The 17,002-nt window shown below is 73.8% G+C and carries 9 protein-coding genes; all 9 read right to left on the bottom strand.

Going from position 1 to position 17,002, the window contains the following annotated elements:
• Positions 1–6 precede the first annotated feature (6 nt).
• The 9 genes from ACVWW9_RS07180 to ACVWW9_RS07140 are packed head-to-tail and all read right to left on the bottom strand — an operon-like array spanning position 7 to position 16,904.
• Positions 7–735: an FHA domain-containing protein gene (locus ACVWW9_RS07180; protein WP_425453410.1), complete on the bottom strand. Its 729-nt coding sequence runs from the start codon at positions 733–735 to the stop codon at positions 7–9.
• Complete coding sequence (locus ACVWW9_RS07175) at positions 728–2,233, bottom strand: serine/threonine-protein kinase (protein ID WP_456514957.1); 1,506 nt, start codon at positions 2,231–2,233, stop codon at positions 728–730. Before ACVWW9_RS07175 ends, ACVWW9_RS07180 begins: the two co-directional genes overlap by 8 nt.
• A complete protein-coding gene (locus tag ACVWW9_RS07170; protein WP_456514956.1) occupies positions 2,230–3,732 on the bottom strand; it encodes an FHA domain-containing protein in 1,503 nt (500 codons plus the stop codon). The genes ACVWW9_RS07175 and ACVWW9_RS07170 overlap by 4 nt, the downstream gene beginning before the upstream one ends.
• Complete coding sequence (locus ACVWW9_RS07165) at positions 3,729–4,556, bottom strand: PP2C family protein-serine/threonine phosphatase (protein ID WP_354256567.1); 828 nt, start codon at positions 4,554–4,556, stop codon at positions 3,729–3,731. The genes ACVWW9_RS07170 and ACVWW9_RS07165 overlap by 4 nt, the downstream gene beginning before the upstream one ends.
• Positions 4,553–6,103, bottom strand: coding sequence for an RDD family protein (locus ACVWW9_RS07160; protein WP_456514955.1), 1,551 nt, complete (start codon positions 6,101–6,103; stop codon positions 4,553–4,555). The genes ACVWW9_RS07165 and ACVWW9_RS07160 overlap by 4 nt, the downstream gene beginning before the upstream one ends.
• A complete protein-coding gene (locus ACVWW9_RS07155) occupies positions 6,100–8,415 on the bottom strand; it encodes a transglutaminase family protein (RefSeq protein WP_456514954.1) in 2,316 nt (771 codons plus the stop codon). Before ACVWW9_RS07155 ends, ACVWW9_RS07160 begins: the two co-directional genes overlap by 4 nt.
• Complete coding sequence (locus tag ACVWW9_RS07150; protein ID WP_456514953.1) at positions 8,412–9,812, bottom strand: DUF58 domain-containing protein; 1,401 nt, start codon at positions 9,810–9,812, stop codon at positions 8,412–8,414. The genes ACVWW9_RS07155 and ACVWW9_RS07150 overlap by 4 nt, the downstream gene beginning before the upstream one ends.
• Complete coding sequence (locus ACVWW9_RS07145) at positions 9,809–10,777, bottom strand: AAA family ATPase (protein WP_456515413.1); 969 nt, start codon at positions 10,775–10,777, stop codon at positions 9,809–9,811. The genes ACVWW9_RS07150 and ACVWW9_RS07145 overlap by 4 nt, the downstream gene beginning before the upstream one ends.
• A gap of 43 nt (positions 10,778–10,820) precedes the next feature.
• Positions 10,821–16,904 (bottom strand): Ig-like domain-containing protein, encoded by a 6,084-nt coding sequence (locus ACVWW9_RS07140; RefSeq protein ID WP_456514952.1) that lies wholly within the window; start codon positions 16,902–16,904, stop codon positions 10,821–10,823.
• Positions 16,905–17,002 lie beyond the last annotated feature (98 nt).

Below are 17,002 nucleotides of genomic sequence, written 5' to 3'. Positions count from 1 at the left end.
CTCCGATCAGTCCTGGTCGTCCGCCGCGCGGAGCGCGGGGTCGTCGAGCAGCGCGAGGTCGCTCCGGGTGACGAGCTGCGACGAGACGGCGTACTCGACGAGCCGGGCGCGGCGGTTGCTCGCCAGCTTGCCGACCCCGCCCCGCAGCCCCTGCACGCCCATCCGGTCGAGCTTGTCGCAGACGTTGTCGAGCTTGCGGTTGAAGCGGCTCATCGTCCAGCCGAGCCGCTCGGCAGCGGCGCCGCTCGAGGGCAGCTCGCTCACGCCCACGCCGTCGCGCCGCAGCATCGGCTCCGCGAGCGCCACGATGAGCAGCTTCTGCAGCTCGGTGAGGCCGACCGGCATGACGGTCGTCTCGCCCGAGGAGCGGCGGCGGTGCTCGGTCGACATCGCGAACGCGGCGTCGTCGGAGTGCACGCCGATCTCGTAGGTCGTGGGGCCGGCGGTGAAGACGATCGAGCACTCGGAGAAGACGATCGGCAGGCGCGCGCCGGGCGACAGCCATGACTGCACGGCGCCACTGCCGCTCGAGATCGTCGCCGACAGCCGCGATCCGACGTTCGACAGCCACCAGAGGCCGTCGACGTGCCGCAGCTCGAGGAACGCCCGGTGGAGGTACTGGTTGTCGTCGACGGTCAGGTCGCCCTCGCGGCCGATGACGAAGGGGCGATCGGGGTCGAGCGTCATCCACTCCCCCGCGAACTCCAGCTGCAGCTGCGGCGCCGGGTCAGCCATCGACGCACCCTCTCGTGTCGGTGGAGGCGCGCCCGTCGGCGCGCACGAGGCTCACGAGGATGCACGACTCCCCGTCGGGGTCGCGCTCGAGCGTCACCGACGGCGACGGCACGGTCGAGGTCACCGGGTCGGCGCCGCTGCGCTCGTAGCGGTACTGGAAGGCGTCGCCCTCCTGCGGCTGCGGGTTCGTCCACCGGAAGACGACCGTCTCGCCGGTGACCTCGCCGGCGACCGCGATCGGGGCAGGTGGCCGCTGCGCGGTCTGCGGGCCGGCGACCGTCTGCGTGGGGTCGGCGGGCGGCGGCGCCTGTCCGCCCGCGGCGAGCGCCATCCACACGATGCCGCCGCCGACGAGCACCACGACGGCGCTGCCGATGATCGTGGCGAGCGTCCGCCGGCGGCTCGCAGAGGTCGGGGCGGCCGACTCGGCGGCCGCGGCCGCGTCAGCCCCGGACGGGCCGGGCACCTGCTGGCCGGGACGCGGCCGGCGGATCGTCGCATCGGGAAGCGCCTGCGCGCCGGCCGCCAGACTCGCCCTCGGCGAGTCTGCATGCGGGTCGATCGAGACCACCCCGCGGATGCGCGTGGCGCCGCCGTCCTCCTCGTCGACCGCGTCGGGCTCGAGCGCGTCGTCGAGCACGTCGAGCGGCGTGACGGGCAGCGCCATCTCGGCCTCGACCTGCTGCAGCGCGCGCCCGAAGGCCACGGCCGTCGCGTAGCGGCGGGCGGGATCGGGATCCATCGCGGAGGCGAGCACGGCCTCGAGCCGCGGCGGCACGTCGTGGCGGGCGAGCGGCGAGATGTCGCCGCGCTGGCAGCGGTCGATGAGGTCGACGCTCGTGTTGCTGCCGCCGGGCAGCTCGAAGGGCGTCCTGCCTGCGAGCAGCGTCCAGAGCGACGCGGCGAGCGAGAAGACGTCGGACGCGGGGCTCGAGGCCGGCGGGTCCTGGAAGGCCTCGGGGGGCGACCACGGGATCGACATGCCGCTCGCGTCATCGCCGGCGCCGGCGCTCGTGGCGATGCCGAAGTCGGTGAGCGCCGGCCGGTTGTAGGCCGTCACCAGGATGTTCGCGGGCTTGATGTCGCGGTGGAGGATGCCCGCGCGGTGCGCGGTCTCGACGGCACCCGCGATCTGCACGCCGAGCGAGAGCACCTCGGGCACCGCGAAGCGGTCTCGGCGGTACCGCACGCCGAGGTTCGGCTTCGGGCAGTACTCCATCGCGAGGAACGGCCGGCCGTCGGGCGCGACGGCGGCTCCGTAGATCGTCACGATCGACGGGTGCGTCGACAGCTGGGCCATGACGTTGGCCTCGTGCCGGAAGTTCTCGATCAGCTCGCGGTTGACCGCATCGGGCAGCAGCACCTTGATCGCGACCTTCCGCGACGGGAGCAGCTGCTGGTACAGGAAGACGTCGGCGAAGCCGCCGGAGCCGAGCAGCGACACGTAGTCGTAGCCCGGCAGCGCCGGGGGCGCCGAGGGCGCGCGCTTCGGGCTCACGAGGTCTGCCCGCTCGACGCCGGCTCGATCGTGACGACGACCCCGTCGCCGAGGTCGAGGCGGTCGCCGAGCTGCAGGATGGTCGCGACCTCCGGCCGCAGCCGCTGCGGCGCCGCGCCCTCGCGCAGCAGCAGCGTGCCGTTCGTCGAGCTGAGGTCGACGCCCACGAGGTTCCAGTCGTCGACGCGCAGCTCGAGGTGGCTGCGCGAGATGTCCTCGTTCGCGCTCTCGACCGTCACGAGCCGCGGCACGCGCCCGTCTGGCGCGCGGCGGGAGCGCGGTCGGCGCCCCAGCACGACGCCCCTGCCGAGCGGCACGCGCTCGCCCGCGGGCAGCACGACGACGGCGACCTCCGGGCGGGGGCGCTGCGCGGCCGAGCCGTCGGCGACGGCCGCGCCGCACTGCGCGCACTGCACCGTGCCCGGCGCGTTCACGTGCCCGTTCGGGCACAGCGTCGAGAGCACGAGCGGACCGGTCGCGGGAGCGCTCGGCTGCGCGGGCTGCGCGGCCTGCGGCACGGGTGCGGCGGCGCGCGCCCGCTCCTCCTGCAGCCGGCGCGCCTGCTCGGCGGTGATCGTCATGCCGTCGTGGTCGCCGGCGGCGAGCGGCGCCGGCGGCGCTGCGGGCGCGGGTGCGGCCGGCGCCGGCCGGGTCTCGGGCGCGGCGGCGCGCAGGTCGACTGCGGGCCGGATGAAGCCGGGCACGGAGTCGATGAGGCCGCCGATGGGGTTGGGCTCGGCGGCACGCGGCGCCTCGGGCTCGGGCTTGGGCTCGGGCTCGGGCTCGGGCTCGGGCTCGGGCTCGGGCGCAGGCTCCGGCTCCGGCTCCTGCTCCGGCTCCGGCGCAGGATCCGGCTCGGGCGCAGGCGCGGGCGCCGGCTCGATCGGCTCAGGCTCGGCCCGCTCCGGCTCGACGCTCTCCGGCTCGACGCGCTCCGGCTCGACGCGCTCCGGCTCGACCCGCTCGGGCTCGACCCGCGCGGGCTCGACGCGCTGCGGCGCCGCGGCGGGCGGCAGCGTCTCGCCGAAGGCGCCGGTGCGCGGCTCGGCCTCGGCCTCCGGCGGCGCGCTCTGCGCGTCGGCAGCCGGGGGTCGCGGGGCGGCGCGCACGGCCGCGACGCGCACGACGCCGCCGTCGAGCGGCAGCACGTCGCCGGCGAGCGCACCGAGGCCGCCCGCGGTGATCGTCGCGGCCGGGTCGGCGTCGTCGAGCGCCCAGTCAGCGCCGAACCGGTCCGGCAGCTGCCGATCGTCGGCGGTCGCGGGCACGCCGTGGCGCCGCAGCAGCGCGCGGCGGTCGTCGAGGTCGACGAGCCCGAGCAGGGCGGCCGGCTCGGCGTCGAGCACGGCGCGCAGCCCCTCGAGCGACTCGACGGCCGCCACGGCGTCGTGCAGCGCCCTCGCCCGCACGGCCGGCAGGTCACGCTCGCACACCAGCACGACGCGACCGGCGGCGATGCACCAGGCCTCCCCCGGGGCGTACTCGATCCGAGCGCTCACGGGCGGGCCTCCCTGGGGACGGTGTCGTCGAGATCCGGCACGTGCGTGTCGAACAGGTCCTCGTCGGCGATCGCCACGGCGTCCACGTCGACGACGACGATCGAGACGTTGTCGGGGGCGCCGGCGTCGAGCGCCCGGCGCAGCAGCAGCGCGGCTGCGGCGGCGGGCGACGCGACATCGCCGAGGATCTCGGCGATCTCGGCGTCGTCGACCTCGCCGGTGAGGCCGTCGGAGCACACCAGCAGGCGCTGCCCCCGCTCCGCCGGGCGCAGCCACGCGTCGGCGGGCTGCCGCTCGCCGGCGCCGAGCGCGCGGGTGATGACGTTGCGGTGCGGGTGGCGGCGTGCGTCCGCGCGGCGCAGCGCGCCGGTCTCGACGAGCTCCTGCACCACGGAGTGGTCGATCGTGACCTGCTCGAGGCTGCCCTGCTCGTAGAGGTAGGTGCGCGAGTCGCCGATGTTGAGCACGAGCCAGTGCGCGACGCCCGAGACGTCGACGAGCACCGAGCCCGAGAGCGTCGTGCCGCCGATCTCCTCGTCGGCCGCGCGCGCGCTCACCTGCTCGAACGCGTGCTCGACCGCCGCCTCGACGCACTCGACGTCGGCGAGCGTGCGGCCCTTGAGGCTGCGGAAGGCCTCGACCGCGAGCGCGCTCGCCACGTCGCCGGCCGCGTGGCCGCCCATCCCGTCGGCGACGACGAAGACCGGGAACGACGCGAAGACGGAGTCCTCGTTCACCGTCCGGCGCATGCCGGCGTGCGTCGCGCCCGCCCAGCGGAGCGAGATCGACGGGTGGCTGAAGCGGAACTCCCCGATGGCGCTCATGCAGCCCCCTCGATCGTGAAGGTGCGGTCGCCGAAGCGCACGACGTCGCCGGGCACGAGGGCGAACGGCGTGCCGGGCTCGAGCTGGCGCTCGACGCCGCCGCGCACGACGGCGGAGCCGTTCGTGGATGCGCGGTCGACGACCGCGAGCGGCGCGACGGTCACGAGCACGTGGGTCTTCGACACCGTGCGGGTGTCGTCGGCGAAGGGCAGCAGGTGCTCGACGACCTCCCCGGCGCTCGGCGACGGGTTGCGCCCCACGAGCGCGGCACCGGTGAGCGCGAAGCGGTCGCCGGTGTCGAACGCGAGCGTGGCGACGGCAGGGCGACCGGCGGACCTGGCGCGGGTCGCCTCGAGGTCGTCGTCGTCGGCGATCTCGACGCGCCGCACCGTGCGGTCGTCGACGTCGTCGATGTCGGGCTCGATGACGGTCTCGTCGCGGATCGTGCTCGCGGCGGGCGCAGCGCTCGGCGTCGCGGCCGGGACCGCGGCCGCAGGCACTCCGGCCGGCGCCGGGCGCGCGAAGCCGGGCGCGCTGTCGATGATCGGGCCGCCGAGCGGCACCGACGGCTGCTGCGCCGACGGCTGCGGGGCGGACGGCTGCGGGGCGGACGGCTGCGGCGCCGAGGCTGCGGCGGGCGCGGATGCCTGCGGCGTCGCCGGCTGCGGCGCGGCCGCGCCGCTCAGCTCGCCGGGGCGGTAGCCGCCGAGCCGCGCGCCGCCCGCTGGCATGCCCGGCACGGTGTGCGACGGCAGGTCGGCGGCCGGCTGCGACGCGAGCCCCACCTGCTCGGTGCCGAGCTGCTGCGGCCTCGCGGCGCCGACGACGCCGGAACTGATGCGCGCGCCGGGTCGGTAGGCCTGCGCGAGGCTGTCGGCCGGGGTGGCGAGCGACGGGAGCTGCGACTTCGCCGCCTCCGGCGCCGCGGAGACCGTCTTCCGCGCGATGCGCATCTTCTTGTCGTGGTACGGGTCGAGGCCGTCGTTGACGTCGACGAACCAGGTGCCGCCGACCTTGTCGAGCCAGCCGCGGCCGCGCTTCTCGCGGTCGAGGAGCGGCGAGATGAAGAACAGCACCGGCCCGATGACCGGCACGAGGAACACCGCCCACAGCACCAGGCCGCGCAGCACGGCCCGGCCGATGCCCGGTCGGGCGAGCGTCGCGACGTTGACGCTGCGGATGCCGGTGAGCGCCTTGCCGAGCGTGACGCCCCTGCGGCCGTGGAGCACGAGCTGGACCACGACGAACGCGATCGTCAGCACGGCGGACGCGACGGTCGCGACGATCATCCACACGAGGTCCGGGTGGCTCGCGAGCCCGTAGGGCTGCAGCGCCCCGGTGGCGACCTTGATGAGCGCGGGCAGCGCCACGAGCCAATACGGCAGCTGCAGCAGGCTGAAGATCGCGAGCTCGATGGTCGTGGCGAGCGCTCGACGGCCGAGCGGCGCCGGCTTGAGCCCGAGCGCCGCGGCGTAGGCCGGGTCGGGCCGGCCGTCCTCGTCGAGGCCCTCGACGACCTTCCGGCCCTCGTCGATCTCCCAGATCATCGGCGTCTCCGCTCTCTCCTCCGTCGGGCGAACGACCGCAGCGACAGCCTGCCGAGCAGTCGTCGCCGCGCCGACGTCTCGGCCCGCATCCCCTTGACGCTGCGCTCGACGTCGAGCCAGAAGGCGTCGACCTCGGCCGCGTCGGGATCGCCGGGGCCGAAGACGCCCTCATCGACGAAGTCGCCGATCTCGGTCGCTCTCGATCGAGGGTAGCGATCCTCCACCACTGCGGCGACCTCGCGGCGGGTGACGCCGGCGGGCACCGGCAGGCCCAGGTCGACCGCCTCGTCGATCACCTCGTGCCAGCCGCCCGACAGCCGGTCGCTCTCGCGCTCCGCGCGGCGGCGGCGCTTGCGGCGAGCGGCCTTGAGCGCCCCGACGACGAGGAACGGCAGGAGCAGCAGCACGAGCAGCAGCAGCACACCGCCCGCGATCCACAGCCACAGCGTCCACGACTCGTCCTCGAGCTCCTCGTCGTCCTCCTGACCCTCGTCGGCGACGGTGTCCGGCGACATCTCCGCCGGCTCCTCGGGCGGCTGCGGCGGCTGCAGCACCTGCGGCTTCGGCTCCGGCTGCGGCTCGGGCTCCGGCTGGATGTTGTCCTGGTCCTCGGGCGGGGTGGCGTCGAAGCGCACCCAGCCGAGGCCCTCGAACGGCACCTCCACCCACGCGTGCATGTCACCGCCCGTGAGCTCGACCGGCTGGTCGCCGCCCGGGAACCCGTCGTCGGGGTACAGCCCCATCACGACGCGCGACGGCACGTTGATGCGCGACAGCGCGAGCGCGAAGGCGACGGCGTACTGCTCGTCGTCGCCGACGAGCACCTCCTGCTCGAACATCGACTGCACGCGCGAGGCGCCGTGACCGGCGAGCGACGGGATGGTGTCGTCCTCGAGCCCGTGGCTGAAGCTGCCTGCCTGCATGAGCCGCTGCATCGTCTGGATGTTCTCGAGCTGCGTGCGGCCGCTGACGCCGTGCTCGACGACCCACGCCTGCAGCAGGTCGGGGACGATCGCCGGCTCGGGCACCTGGAGGTCGGTGACCGTCGCGCGCTCGAGCTCCTCGGGCGACGGCTGCGCGGGCACGATCGCCTCGAGCTCGTAGGCGTCGCCGGTGCCGAGGCCGTCGAGCGCGATCGCCGTGCCCGTCTGGCCGTTGTAGTGGAGCGAGCCCTGCAGGTCGTCGGCGCGCGCGCCCTCGAACCGCAGCGACTGGATGAAGCCGACGTCGGGCACCCAGATGCCGGAGTAGTCCTGCACCTCGACGCGCACGGTGGCCGGGTCGCCCGACTGCTGCACGAGCACCTCGTCGCCGATGCGGGCGAAGGAGCCCGAGCCGCTCGACTCGCGCGCGCCCGCGACGGCGAAGACGGTGCCGTCGTAGTGGTCGAAGGTCGCGAGCCGCAGCCGGCTCTCCTCCGGCATGCCGGTGACGGTGAGGAGCGTCTCGTCCTCGAAGCTCTTGAGCCAGTTGCGGTAGCCGGCGAGCGGGCTCGGGTACTCGGCGAGCTCGATGGGCGGCTCGACGACGTCGCGGAGCACCGCGCGCTCGTGCGGCTGGATCGGGATGCTGACGAGGCCGGCGACGAGCAGCGAGCCCGCGATCATCGCGACGGCGCCGCGGGTGCGCTCGCGACGGGCGCGACCGCGGTGCCGCGTGTCGTTCGTGACCTCGACCTCCTCGTTGAGCCCGGTGCGCCATCCCGCGCGGCGCCAAGCGCACCAGGCGACGATCACGCCCGCGACGACGATGCCGAGCACGACCGGCCAGAACGCGATCTTCGTGCCGAAGGCGATGCCGACGACGAGCGCGACGACGCCCGGCAGCATCGCGAGCGGTGCGCCGCGGCGGAGGCGCAGCGCCAGCACCGTCGCGAGCGTCGAGCACACGAGCATCGTCAGGAACGGCACGACGAGCAGGCTCGGGAAGCCCTCGGCGGGCGGCTCCGCGGTCAGCAGGCCCTTCCAGGAGTAGACGACGCCGAGCAGCAGCTCGCGCCACGCCTCGAGCGTCGGGATCACCCCGGCGATCGTCGAGCGCGGCACGGCCAGGGCGGGGCCGAAGACGACGAGCACGAGCATGACGCCCGCGACGGTCATGAGCCAGCCGCGCAGCGGGCGCAGCGACGTGGCGACGCCCACCCCGATGCCGAGCACTGCCGCGCCGAGCCCCGCCAGGAGGTAGGCGGTGCCGCCGAACACGGGACCGAACGAGAGGGTCGCCGCGAGCATGACGAGGAGGATGGCGGCGCAGTCGATCGCCGCGTGCATGGGCCTGCGCGGCAGCAGCCGCCCGGGGCGCGCGTCGCTCACTGGAGGCCCACCCCTCGCATGATGCGCGGCAGGTCGCTCACCGAGCCGAGCGTGGCGAGCGAGACGTCGCCGATCGGCTGCAGGCGCGGCTTCGCGCCCTTGACCACGGTGAAGACGATCACGCGCGCCTGCGCCGGCAGCAGCGTGCGGGCGCGACGCACGAGCGCGGGATCGACCGTCGCGCCGGCGTGCAGCATGATCACGGAGGCGCCGGCGTGCTCGCGCGCGATCGTGGCCGCGAGGTCGAGGAAGCGGTCGTGCCGCGGCGACCAGTCGACGCCCGAGAGCGCGTCGAGCAGCCGCTTGCCGGTCGTGGCGGGCAGCGTGCCGCGCGAGGTGCGCACGACGAGGTCCGTCTCGTCGCGCACCGCCTGCAGCCCGACCGAGCCGAGGATCGAGATGGCCGTCTCGAACTCCAGCGGGTCGGCGTAGTCGTCGACCGCGGTCGAGAGCCCGAGCGCGAGCACGCTCCTGCGCGTCTGCTCGAACTGCCGGACCATCAGTTGGCCGGTGCGGGCGGACGACTTCCAGTGGATGTAGCGGCGGTCGTCGCCGGCGACGTAGTCGCGCAGCGCGTGGAAGGCGATGTCGCTGTTCGTGAGGTCGCGAGTCGTGATGCCCTCGAGGTCGCGGATGAGGCCCGGCGCGGTCTCGTCGAGCTGCACCGTCTTCGGGTGCACGTACAGCTCGACCGGGTCGGTCCACTTCACCTGCCGGCGCAGCAGGCCGACGGGGTCGCCGCGCACCGAGCGCACGGGGCCGACCTGCAGGATCGTGCGGCGGCTCGTCGGGATCGCGAAGACGTCCTCGTGCACGTCGCCGGGACGCATCCTGGGCAGGTGGAACGAGGCGAGCGCCCGGCCGACCGGCACCTCGATCGTCGCGGGCAGCAGCGGCTTCTGCGACGCGGAGTGGATCTCGATGCGGCCGAGCGCCCGCTCGCCCACCACGACGCGCGTGTAGGCGAGGTCGAGCTCGATCCGGTACCGGTTGCGGCCGATGATGAAGGCGATCGCGGCGAGCAGCAGCAGCGCCCCGGCGATGCCGATGACGATGAGCTCCTTCCAGCCGAGCGCGATGCCGAGCACGAGGGTGCCGATCGTGCCGACGAGCACCGCCCAGCCGAAGCCCGTGATCGGCTCGAGCACCGGCCAGATGACGCGGCGCACCCAGCCGGTGGCCCGCTTCGCGCCCGCCGCCACGACCGACTCCTCGCCGACCAGCCGATCGCGCGCGCGCTGCAGCGGCGTCCGGTCGCGCTCGGCCACCCGCCGCAGGCGGGTGGTGTCGGACGGACCGGTCGTGCCGAGGGCCGTCCGGACGGACGAGCCGGTCGACGTGCCGGTGTCGGGGTCAGGTGCGGGGGTCGAGGTCGCCCGCGGGGGCGCCTGCGTCATGCAGCGTGCTGCCGGTCCTGGGGCGCCGAGACGTCGGCGACGGCGCGGTCGATGATGCGGTCGCCGGTGACGCCCGAGAACTCGGCCTCGGGGTCGATGACGATGCGGTGCGCCCAGACGGGCTGCGCGAGCTCCTTGACGTCGTCGGGCAGCACGAACGCGCGGCCCTTGCTCGCCGCGAGCACCTTGACGGCGCGCACGAGCGCCATGGCGCCGCGCACCGAGACGCCGAGACGGGTGTCCTTCGACTCGCGCGTGTGCTCCGAGAGCTGCGCGACGTAGTCGAGCACCGCGTCGTCGACGTGCACGGTCGCGGCGAGGTCGATCATCTCGGCGATCGCGCCCGTGGTGATGACGGGCTGCACGGTCGACGACGCGTTGCGGTTCGCGGAGCCGGCGAGGATGCGCACCGTCTGCTCGCGGCCGGGGTAGCCGATCGACGTCTTCATGAGGAAGCGGTCGAGCTGCGCCTCGGGCAGCCGGTAGGTGCCGGCCTGCTCGATCGGGTTCTGGGTGGCGATCACCATGAACGGCCTGCCGACGCTGTAGGGCGTGCCGTCGACGGTGACGCGCCCCTCCTCCATGACCTCGAGCAGCGCCGACTGCGTCTTCGGGCTCGCGCGGTTGATCTCGTCGGCCAGCACGATCGACGCGAAGATCGGTCCCTTGTGGAACTCGAACTCGCCCGTCTTCTGGTCGTAGACGGTCACGCCGGTGACGTCGGAGGGCAGCAGGTCGGGCGTGAACTGGATGCGGTGGTTCGTGCCCTGCACGGTCGCGCCCATCGACTTCGCCAGCTGCGTCTTGCCGGTGCCGGGCGCGTCCTCGAGCAGCAGGTGCCCCTCCGCGAGCATCGCCGTGAAGGCGAGCCGGATGACCGCGTCCTTGCCGAGCACGACGGTGCCGACGTTGTCGACGAGTCGGGTGAACGTCTCTGCGAACCAGGCTGCCTGCTCGCGGGTCATCGATGCGCTCACGGGCGCTCCTCTCGATCGGTCAAGCTGTGCATCACGGCCAGTCCACCCTTCCGGTGCTCCAGCTCTTGCCGTTGGCGTAGAGCACCATCCAGCCCTGGCCGTCGTAGCCGGACATGCAGAAGGTGTAGACGTTGCGGGGCGACGTCCCGTTCGCGGACGGGGCGACCCAGTTGCCGTCGCGGAACATGCCGCTCGAGGTGGAGTAGCACTCGTACCGGTACTGCTGCCCGGGGATCAGGTTGGTCCAGTCGAGCACGTAGTTCGTGCCCGTCTGGCCGTTGGGGGCCGTCACGTTGCCGCCACGGCTGAGGCCCAGGACCGGCTCGGGCAGGTCGGGGATCCGGCCGCTCGCGCCCGCGGTCGTGCGCTGGGTGCCGTGCCCCGGCAGCGGGTCGTTGCCCGCCTGGAAGGCCGCAGAGGTCACGCGGACGTCGATCGAGTGGTCGGAGCTCGGCTGGCCCTGCACCGTCTCGCGGCCGCTCGCGGCCACCGCGCGCCACTGCCCGCCGTCGATCCGGATCTCCGTGGTGAGGGCGCGGCCGTTGGCGGGCGGCGAGCTCCAGCTGAAGGTGATCTGCCGCTGCTCGCTGCCGGCGACGCCCGCGCTCGGGTTGCCGATGGCGCCGAACGGGCGCACCTGGTTGCCCGCGGGCGTCCACCCGCTCGAGTACTCCACGCCGTCGACGACCGCGAACGCGCGCACCTCGAAGGTGTAGGGGCCGCCGTTGTTGTTCATCCCGGTGTAGGTGCCGCCGGGCCCGAAGCTCTGCGCCCCGGCGCCGCCACCGCGCGTCTGGTACGCCACCTCGTTCTCGCGCAGCCCGTTCGAGCTGCCGGGCGTCCAGGTCACGACCGAGTTCGTGTCGCCGTCCGTCGCGCTGACGTTCGACGGCGCGGCGGGCGCGGTGAACACGCGCACGGGCGCCGACGGTGCCGAGGGCTGGCTCGTGCCCGCGTCGTTCGTCGCCGTCACGGTGAACGTCACGTTCTCGCCCGTCGCGTCGAAGCGGAAGCTCGCGGTCGTGCCGGTGACCTGCGCAGCTGCCGCGCCGTTCGAGGGCGTCACGGTGTAGCCGGTGATCGGTGCGCCGTTCGCATCCGGCGCCGTCCACTGCACGCGCATCTGCACCTCGCCGGGCACGTCGCGGTTGGGCGTCGCGCTGACGCCCTGCACCTGCATCGGCGGGCCGGCCGGCGTGACCGACTGCGAGTACGCGGAGAAGTCGCTCGGCTCGTCGGCGAGGTTCACGGCCTGGATGCGGAACTGGTAGGCGACGCCGTTCGTGAGCCCCGTCCACGTGTGGCTCGTGCCTGCCGCCTGCTGCTGCACGACGCCACCGGGCGCCGGCGGCGAGATCTCGACGGTGTAGCTCTGGATGGGCGAGCCGCGGTTCACCGGCGGCTCCCACGACAGCATCACCTGCGTGTCGCCGCGGACGACGCTCGGCGGTGCGGGCTGCTCCGGCCGAACGTCGGGCCGCGCCTCGTTCGACGCCGCCGACGGGTCGGAGTCGCCGACCTCGTTCTGCGCGACGACCTGGAACGTGTAGGTCGTGTTGTTCACGAGCCCCGTGATGGTGCACGTCGTGGCCGGGCACGGGAAGCTGATCGCGCCGTCGGTCGAGCGCACGATGTAGCCGGTGATCGGCGCACCGTTCGCCGACGGCGGCGCCCACGTGAGCGTCACCTGCGAGTCGCCGACCGCGTCGACGTTCGGGCGCGGCGGTGCGTCCGGCCGCGCCTTCACGTTGAGCGTCAGCGTGCCCGTGACCTGGCGCTCGATGCGCTCGGTCGCGTCCTGGACCGTGTAGCGCACGGTCAGCACGCCCGAGAAGTCGGCGCCCGGGGTGACGGTCACCTCGCGATCGGTGTGCGAGACCTGGCCCTGGCCCGCGACGACCTCGGCGGCGACGACGCGCAGCGGGAGGCCCTCGTTCTTGTACGGGTTGAAGTCGTTCTCGATGACGTCGGTCGTGAGCGCGATGCTCGCCGTCGCCTCGCCGGAGTCGGGAGTCGTCTGCGCGAGCGGGCGGGTGGTCGCGACCACCTCGACGACGACCGTGCCGGGCGCCTCGTTGCCGTGCGGGTCGATGACGGCGATCTGGAACGAGCCGCTGCCGCCGGGAGGCGTGTCGACGGCCGCGGTCGCCGAGAAGACGCCGTCGGAGAGCGACACCTCGACGCCGGCCATCGAGCCGCCGCGCGCCTCGAAGCGCATCGCCTCGAGATCGCCGGGGTCGGGGTCGGACGTGGCGTCGCGCAGGTCGAACGTCGCGGCGCCCTCGCCGGCCTCGGCGCGCACGACGGCGCCCGCGAAGGTGGGCGGGACGACGCTCGACGGCACGACCTCGATCGGGATCGTCAGCGTCGCCAGGTTGCCATTGTCGGGCCCGGTGCCGTCGGTCACCTCGAACGTGATCGACGCGGGGCCGACGTAGCCCGCGGGCGACTGGAAGCGCAGGGTGTCGTTGTCGACGATGAGACCGCTGCCGTCGCTGTTGACCGCCGTGACCTTCTCGCCGGTTGTCACCCGCGGCGTGTTCGTGGTCGAGACGGTGACGTACTCGCGCAGCTCCATGAGGAGCTCGAGTCCGGAGCCGACCTGCACGGGCTCCGCGGAGGTGAGGAAGGGCGCGCGGTCGCGCACGGGCGGGACGGAGACGAACGCCTCCGCCGTGAGGCCGTCGAGGTCGGTCGCGCGATAGGTGACCACCTGGAAGGCGTCGCTCGGCGTGACCTGGATCGTGTCGCCGACCACGCGGCCGGGGCCGGTGACGACCGAGAGCTCGAGGTCGCTCGGGTCGCCGTCGGCGTCGAGGTCGTTCTCGAGCACCGGCACGTCGAGCGGCACGTCGACCTGGAGGTCGTCGCGCGGCAGCGGGTCGTCGCGGGCGACCGGCGGCTGCAGCTCGGCGTCCTCGGCGACCGTGAGCATGACGGTGCCGGTCGTCGACGCGCCGCGCGCATCCACGACGCCGTAGGTGAACTGGTAGACGCCCGGCTCCGACGGCGAGCGGAGGTCGACGGTGCTGCGCTCGCCGTTCACGACGGCGCCCTCGAGCTCGGTCGGCAGCTCGAGCCGGTCGGACTGCAGCGTGAGCGCGTCCTGATCGGGGTCGGAGTCGTTCTCGAGCACGGCGATCGCCACGGCGCGGTCGGGGCGGACGGTCACGAGGTCGGGCTGCGCGAAGGGCGTCTGGTTGACGTCCGCGGCCTGCGCGATGCCGATCACGACGGTCGCGGTGCCGTCGGCGCCCCAGCGGTCGCGCACCCGATAGGTGAACTCCACCGTGCCGGCGCTGCCCGGGAAGGCCTCGAAGTCGAAGTAGTCGGGGCCGATCGTGCGCAGGATCAGGCCGCCCTCGGGCGCCGTGTCGTAGCCGACGAGCTCGACGCCGTCGCCGTCCGGGTCGATGCCGTCGAGCGGGATCGGGATGCGCACGGTCGAGCCGGCGAGCACGCGCGACGTCACCGTCTCGGGCGCGGGCGGCGTGTTCTGCTCGGCCTCGCGCGGCACGATGGTGATCGCGACGGTCGCGGAGTCGCGGTTGCCGAAGCCGTCGGCGATCTCGTACGTCACCGTCGCCCGGGTGGGCGCGCCCTCGAGCGCGTGGACGCGCAGCTTGCCCTCCGAGAGGAACGCGACGCCCTCCTCCTCGCTCGCGAAGCTCGTCTCGACGATGCGCTCGATCGTGAACGGCGTGCCGTCCGGCGAGAAGTCGTTGCCGATCACGTCGACGGTCGCGTAGTCGCCGGCGCGCACCGTCGCCTGGTCGTCGACGGCCTTCGGCGGGCGCGGCTGGGTGGGCGGCGTCACCGGGATCACCTCGACGGTGCCGGTCTCGGAGAAGCGGCCGTTCGACACCGTGTAGGTGAACTGGAACGGCGCCTCGAGCCGGTTGTCGACGATGCTGACGATGCGCCGGTCGCGCAGCTCGACGGTGACGGGCGCGGCGCTCTCGATCGTGAACTGCTGCACGACGAGCACGCCGCCCGCCGGGTCGACGTCGTTCGCGAGCAGGTCGACGAGCGTCGAGCCCTGCTGCGGCAGCAGCGCGGTGTCGCGCACCGCGACGGGGCGGGCCTCGTCGTCGGGCGTGCGGATGTCGACGCGGATCCGGCCCGTGCTGGAGAGCGCGCCGTCGGCGACGAGGTAGGTGAGGTAGTGGCTGCCGACCGGACCGCCGGTGACGCGGATGGTGCCGGAGTCGAGGTCGACCGTGGTCTCGATGCTCGGGTTCGGCTCGACGGATGCGAGGCGGAGCGGCCTGCCGGACGGCGAGAAGTCGTTGAGGAGCGGCCGCGCCGTCGCCTCGCGGCCCTCGACGGTCGAGACGAAGTCGGCGTTCGCGAGCGGCGGTGCATCGCCGCGCTCGCGCACGTCGACGAGGATCTCGGCGGTCGTGTCGGCGCGGCCGTCCGAGACGGTGACGACGACGGTCTGGATGCCGACCTCGCCCGTCGCGGTGTAGATGAGGCGACCCGACGGATCCGTCTGGATCGTGTCGCCCGAGTCGGTCGTCGCGCCGCGCAGGTACATGTCGTCGCCGTCGGGGTCGACCCACTCGCTCAGCACCTGGTACTCGTACTCACCGCCCTGCTCGACCGCGAACGCCTGTTCGCGCATCGGCTCGGGCACCGAGTTCTCGCCCTCGCCGCGCACCCGCACGGTCACGCGCCCGTCGTCCTCGCCGCCGCGCCCGTCGGCGACCCGGTAATCGACCGTGAAGGATGCCGGTGCGAAGTCAGCGGGCAGCTCGACCTGCAGCTGCGAGTCGTTGGCGACCGGCGCGATCTGCACGCCGGAGGGCAGCTCGCCGAGCACGCGCGCGGTGAGCACGTCGCCGTCCGGGTCGGAGTCGTTCCAGAGCACCGGCAGCATCGTCGAGCGACCCGTGCGCGCGCCGAAGTCGTCGTCGTTCGCGATCGGGTCGGTGTTCTCCTCGTTGATGGGCGGCGGCTGGTTGGTGAGCAGGTCCTCGGTCGACTCGGAGTCCTCCTCGTCGCTCTGCTCCTCCGACTGCGGCGGCACGAGGTCCTGCCAGTTGTCGACGAGCACGAGGGTGTCGGCGAGCAGCCACGAGTTGCCCTGCACGAACTGGTTGAGCACGACCTGGTCGCGGTTGATGCGGAACGCGACCGGAGAGCCGTCCATGCCGTCGACCGGCTGGTCGAGGTCGCGCGCGTCGTCCGCGCAGTCGCGCAGGAAGGTCGAGCTGCCCGGCCACACCGCGTAGACGCAGCCGCCCAGCTGCACGGGCTCGACGGCCTCGCCGCCGCCCTGGCGCTGCTGCACCTCGGCCTCGCCGCCGCCGAGCGGCTGGCGGATGAGCGACGTCGGCGTCGCGAGGATCACGCGGTCGGAGGCGTCGCCGACGAGCTGCAGCTTCGCGTCCGCCGGCGCCTCGACGGCGCCGCCCGGCACGAGGAGCGTGGAGGTGGCGGTGTCGAGCACGACCGCCTCGCTGCCCACGGCGCTGACGACCGGGTCCTGCATGCCGGCGAGCTCGCCGCGGTCGCGCACGGTCGGCTCGCCGAGGCCGCCCTCCTCGAGCACGGCGATCGACAGCTGCTGGCCGTCGCGCGGCGAGACCGCGTGCACGGTGCCGTCGCGGTCGACGGTCGCGGCCGCGCCCTCGCCGAGCTCGAGCAGCGGTTCGGTGCTCTCGGCCGAGTAGCCGCCGATGTCGGCGAAGGGCATCGCCCACAGGTCGCCGTCGGCCGGGTCGACGATGACGACGGTGCCGCCGTTCAGCGCGATCTCGCCCTGCGGCGGCAGCTGCACGACGGCACCGGTGACGACCTGCACCGGGTCGACGATCATGACCGACGACGCCTCGCGGTTGTGGAGGAGGACCGCGGTGTCGTCCTGCAGCACGTCGAAGTCTGCGGTCGGCGAGATCAGGCCGGCGTCGAGCTCCTCCGCCTGCACGTTGATCCGGCCGAGCTGCTGGGAGTCCTGCTTCGTGACCCACACGCCGCCGTCGTTGAGGTCGACGTCGGTGGTCGTGAAGCCGTCGTACGTGAACGCGATGATCCCGAGCGCGACGGAGACCGCCGTGACGAGCGCACCGGCTGCCGTCGACTTGCGATGGCGCGTGACCCACCGGAGCAAGCTGCTCTCCCTCTCGTCGTGACCCGAGATCCAGAGCCGGCGCTGGGGTGCGCACAGGCTCGCGCACAGTCTGTCAGACGAGAGGTGTCCGGAGCATC

This window comes from Agrococcus sp. UYP33, from assembly GCF_054060915.1.
This window is presented reverse-complemented; position numbering and strand designations above follow the sequence as displayed.

Bases quoted from the DNA above. Each gene is read 5' to 3' on its own strand.
- ACVWW9_RS07150 (WP_456514953.1), bottom strand. From the start codon at position 9,812: ATGACGCAGGCGCCCCCGCGGGCGACCTCGACCCCCGCACCTGACCCC.
- ACVWW9_RS07145 (WP_456515413.1), bottom strand. From the start codon at position 10,777: ATGACCCGCGAGCAGGCAGCCTGGTTCGCAGAGACGTTCACCCGACTC.
- ACVWW9_RS07180 (WP_425453410.1), bottom strand. From the start codon at position 735: ATGGCTGACCCGGCGCCGCAGCTGCAGCTGGAGTTCGCGGGGGAGTGG.
- ACVWW9_RS07160 (WP_456514955.1), bottom strand. From the start codon at position 6,103: ATGATCTGGGAGATCGACGAGGGCCGGAAGGTCGTCGAGGGCCTCGAC.
- ACVWW9_RS07165 (WP_354256567.1), bottom strand. From the start codon at position 4,556: ATGAGCGCCATCGGGGAGTTCCGCTTCAGCCACCCGTCGATCTCGCTC.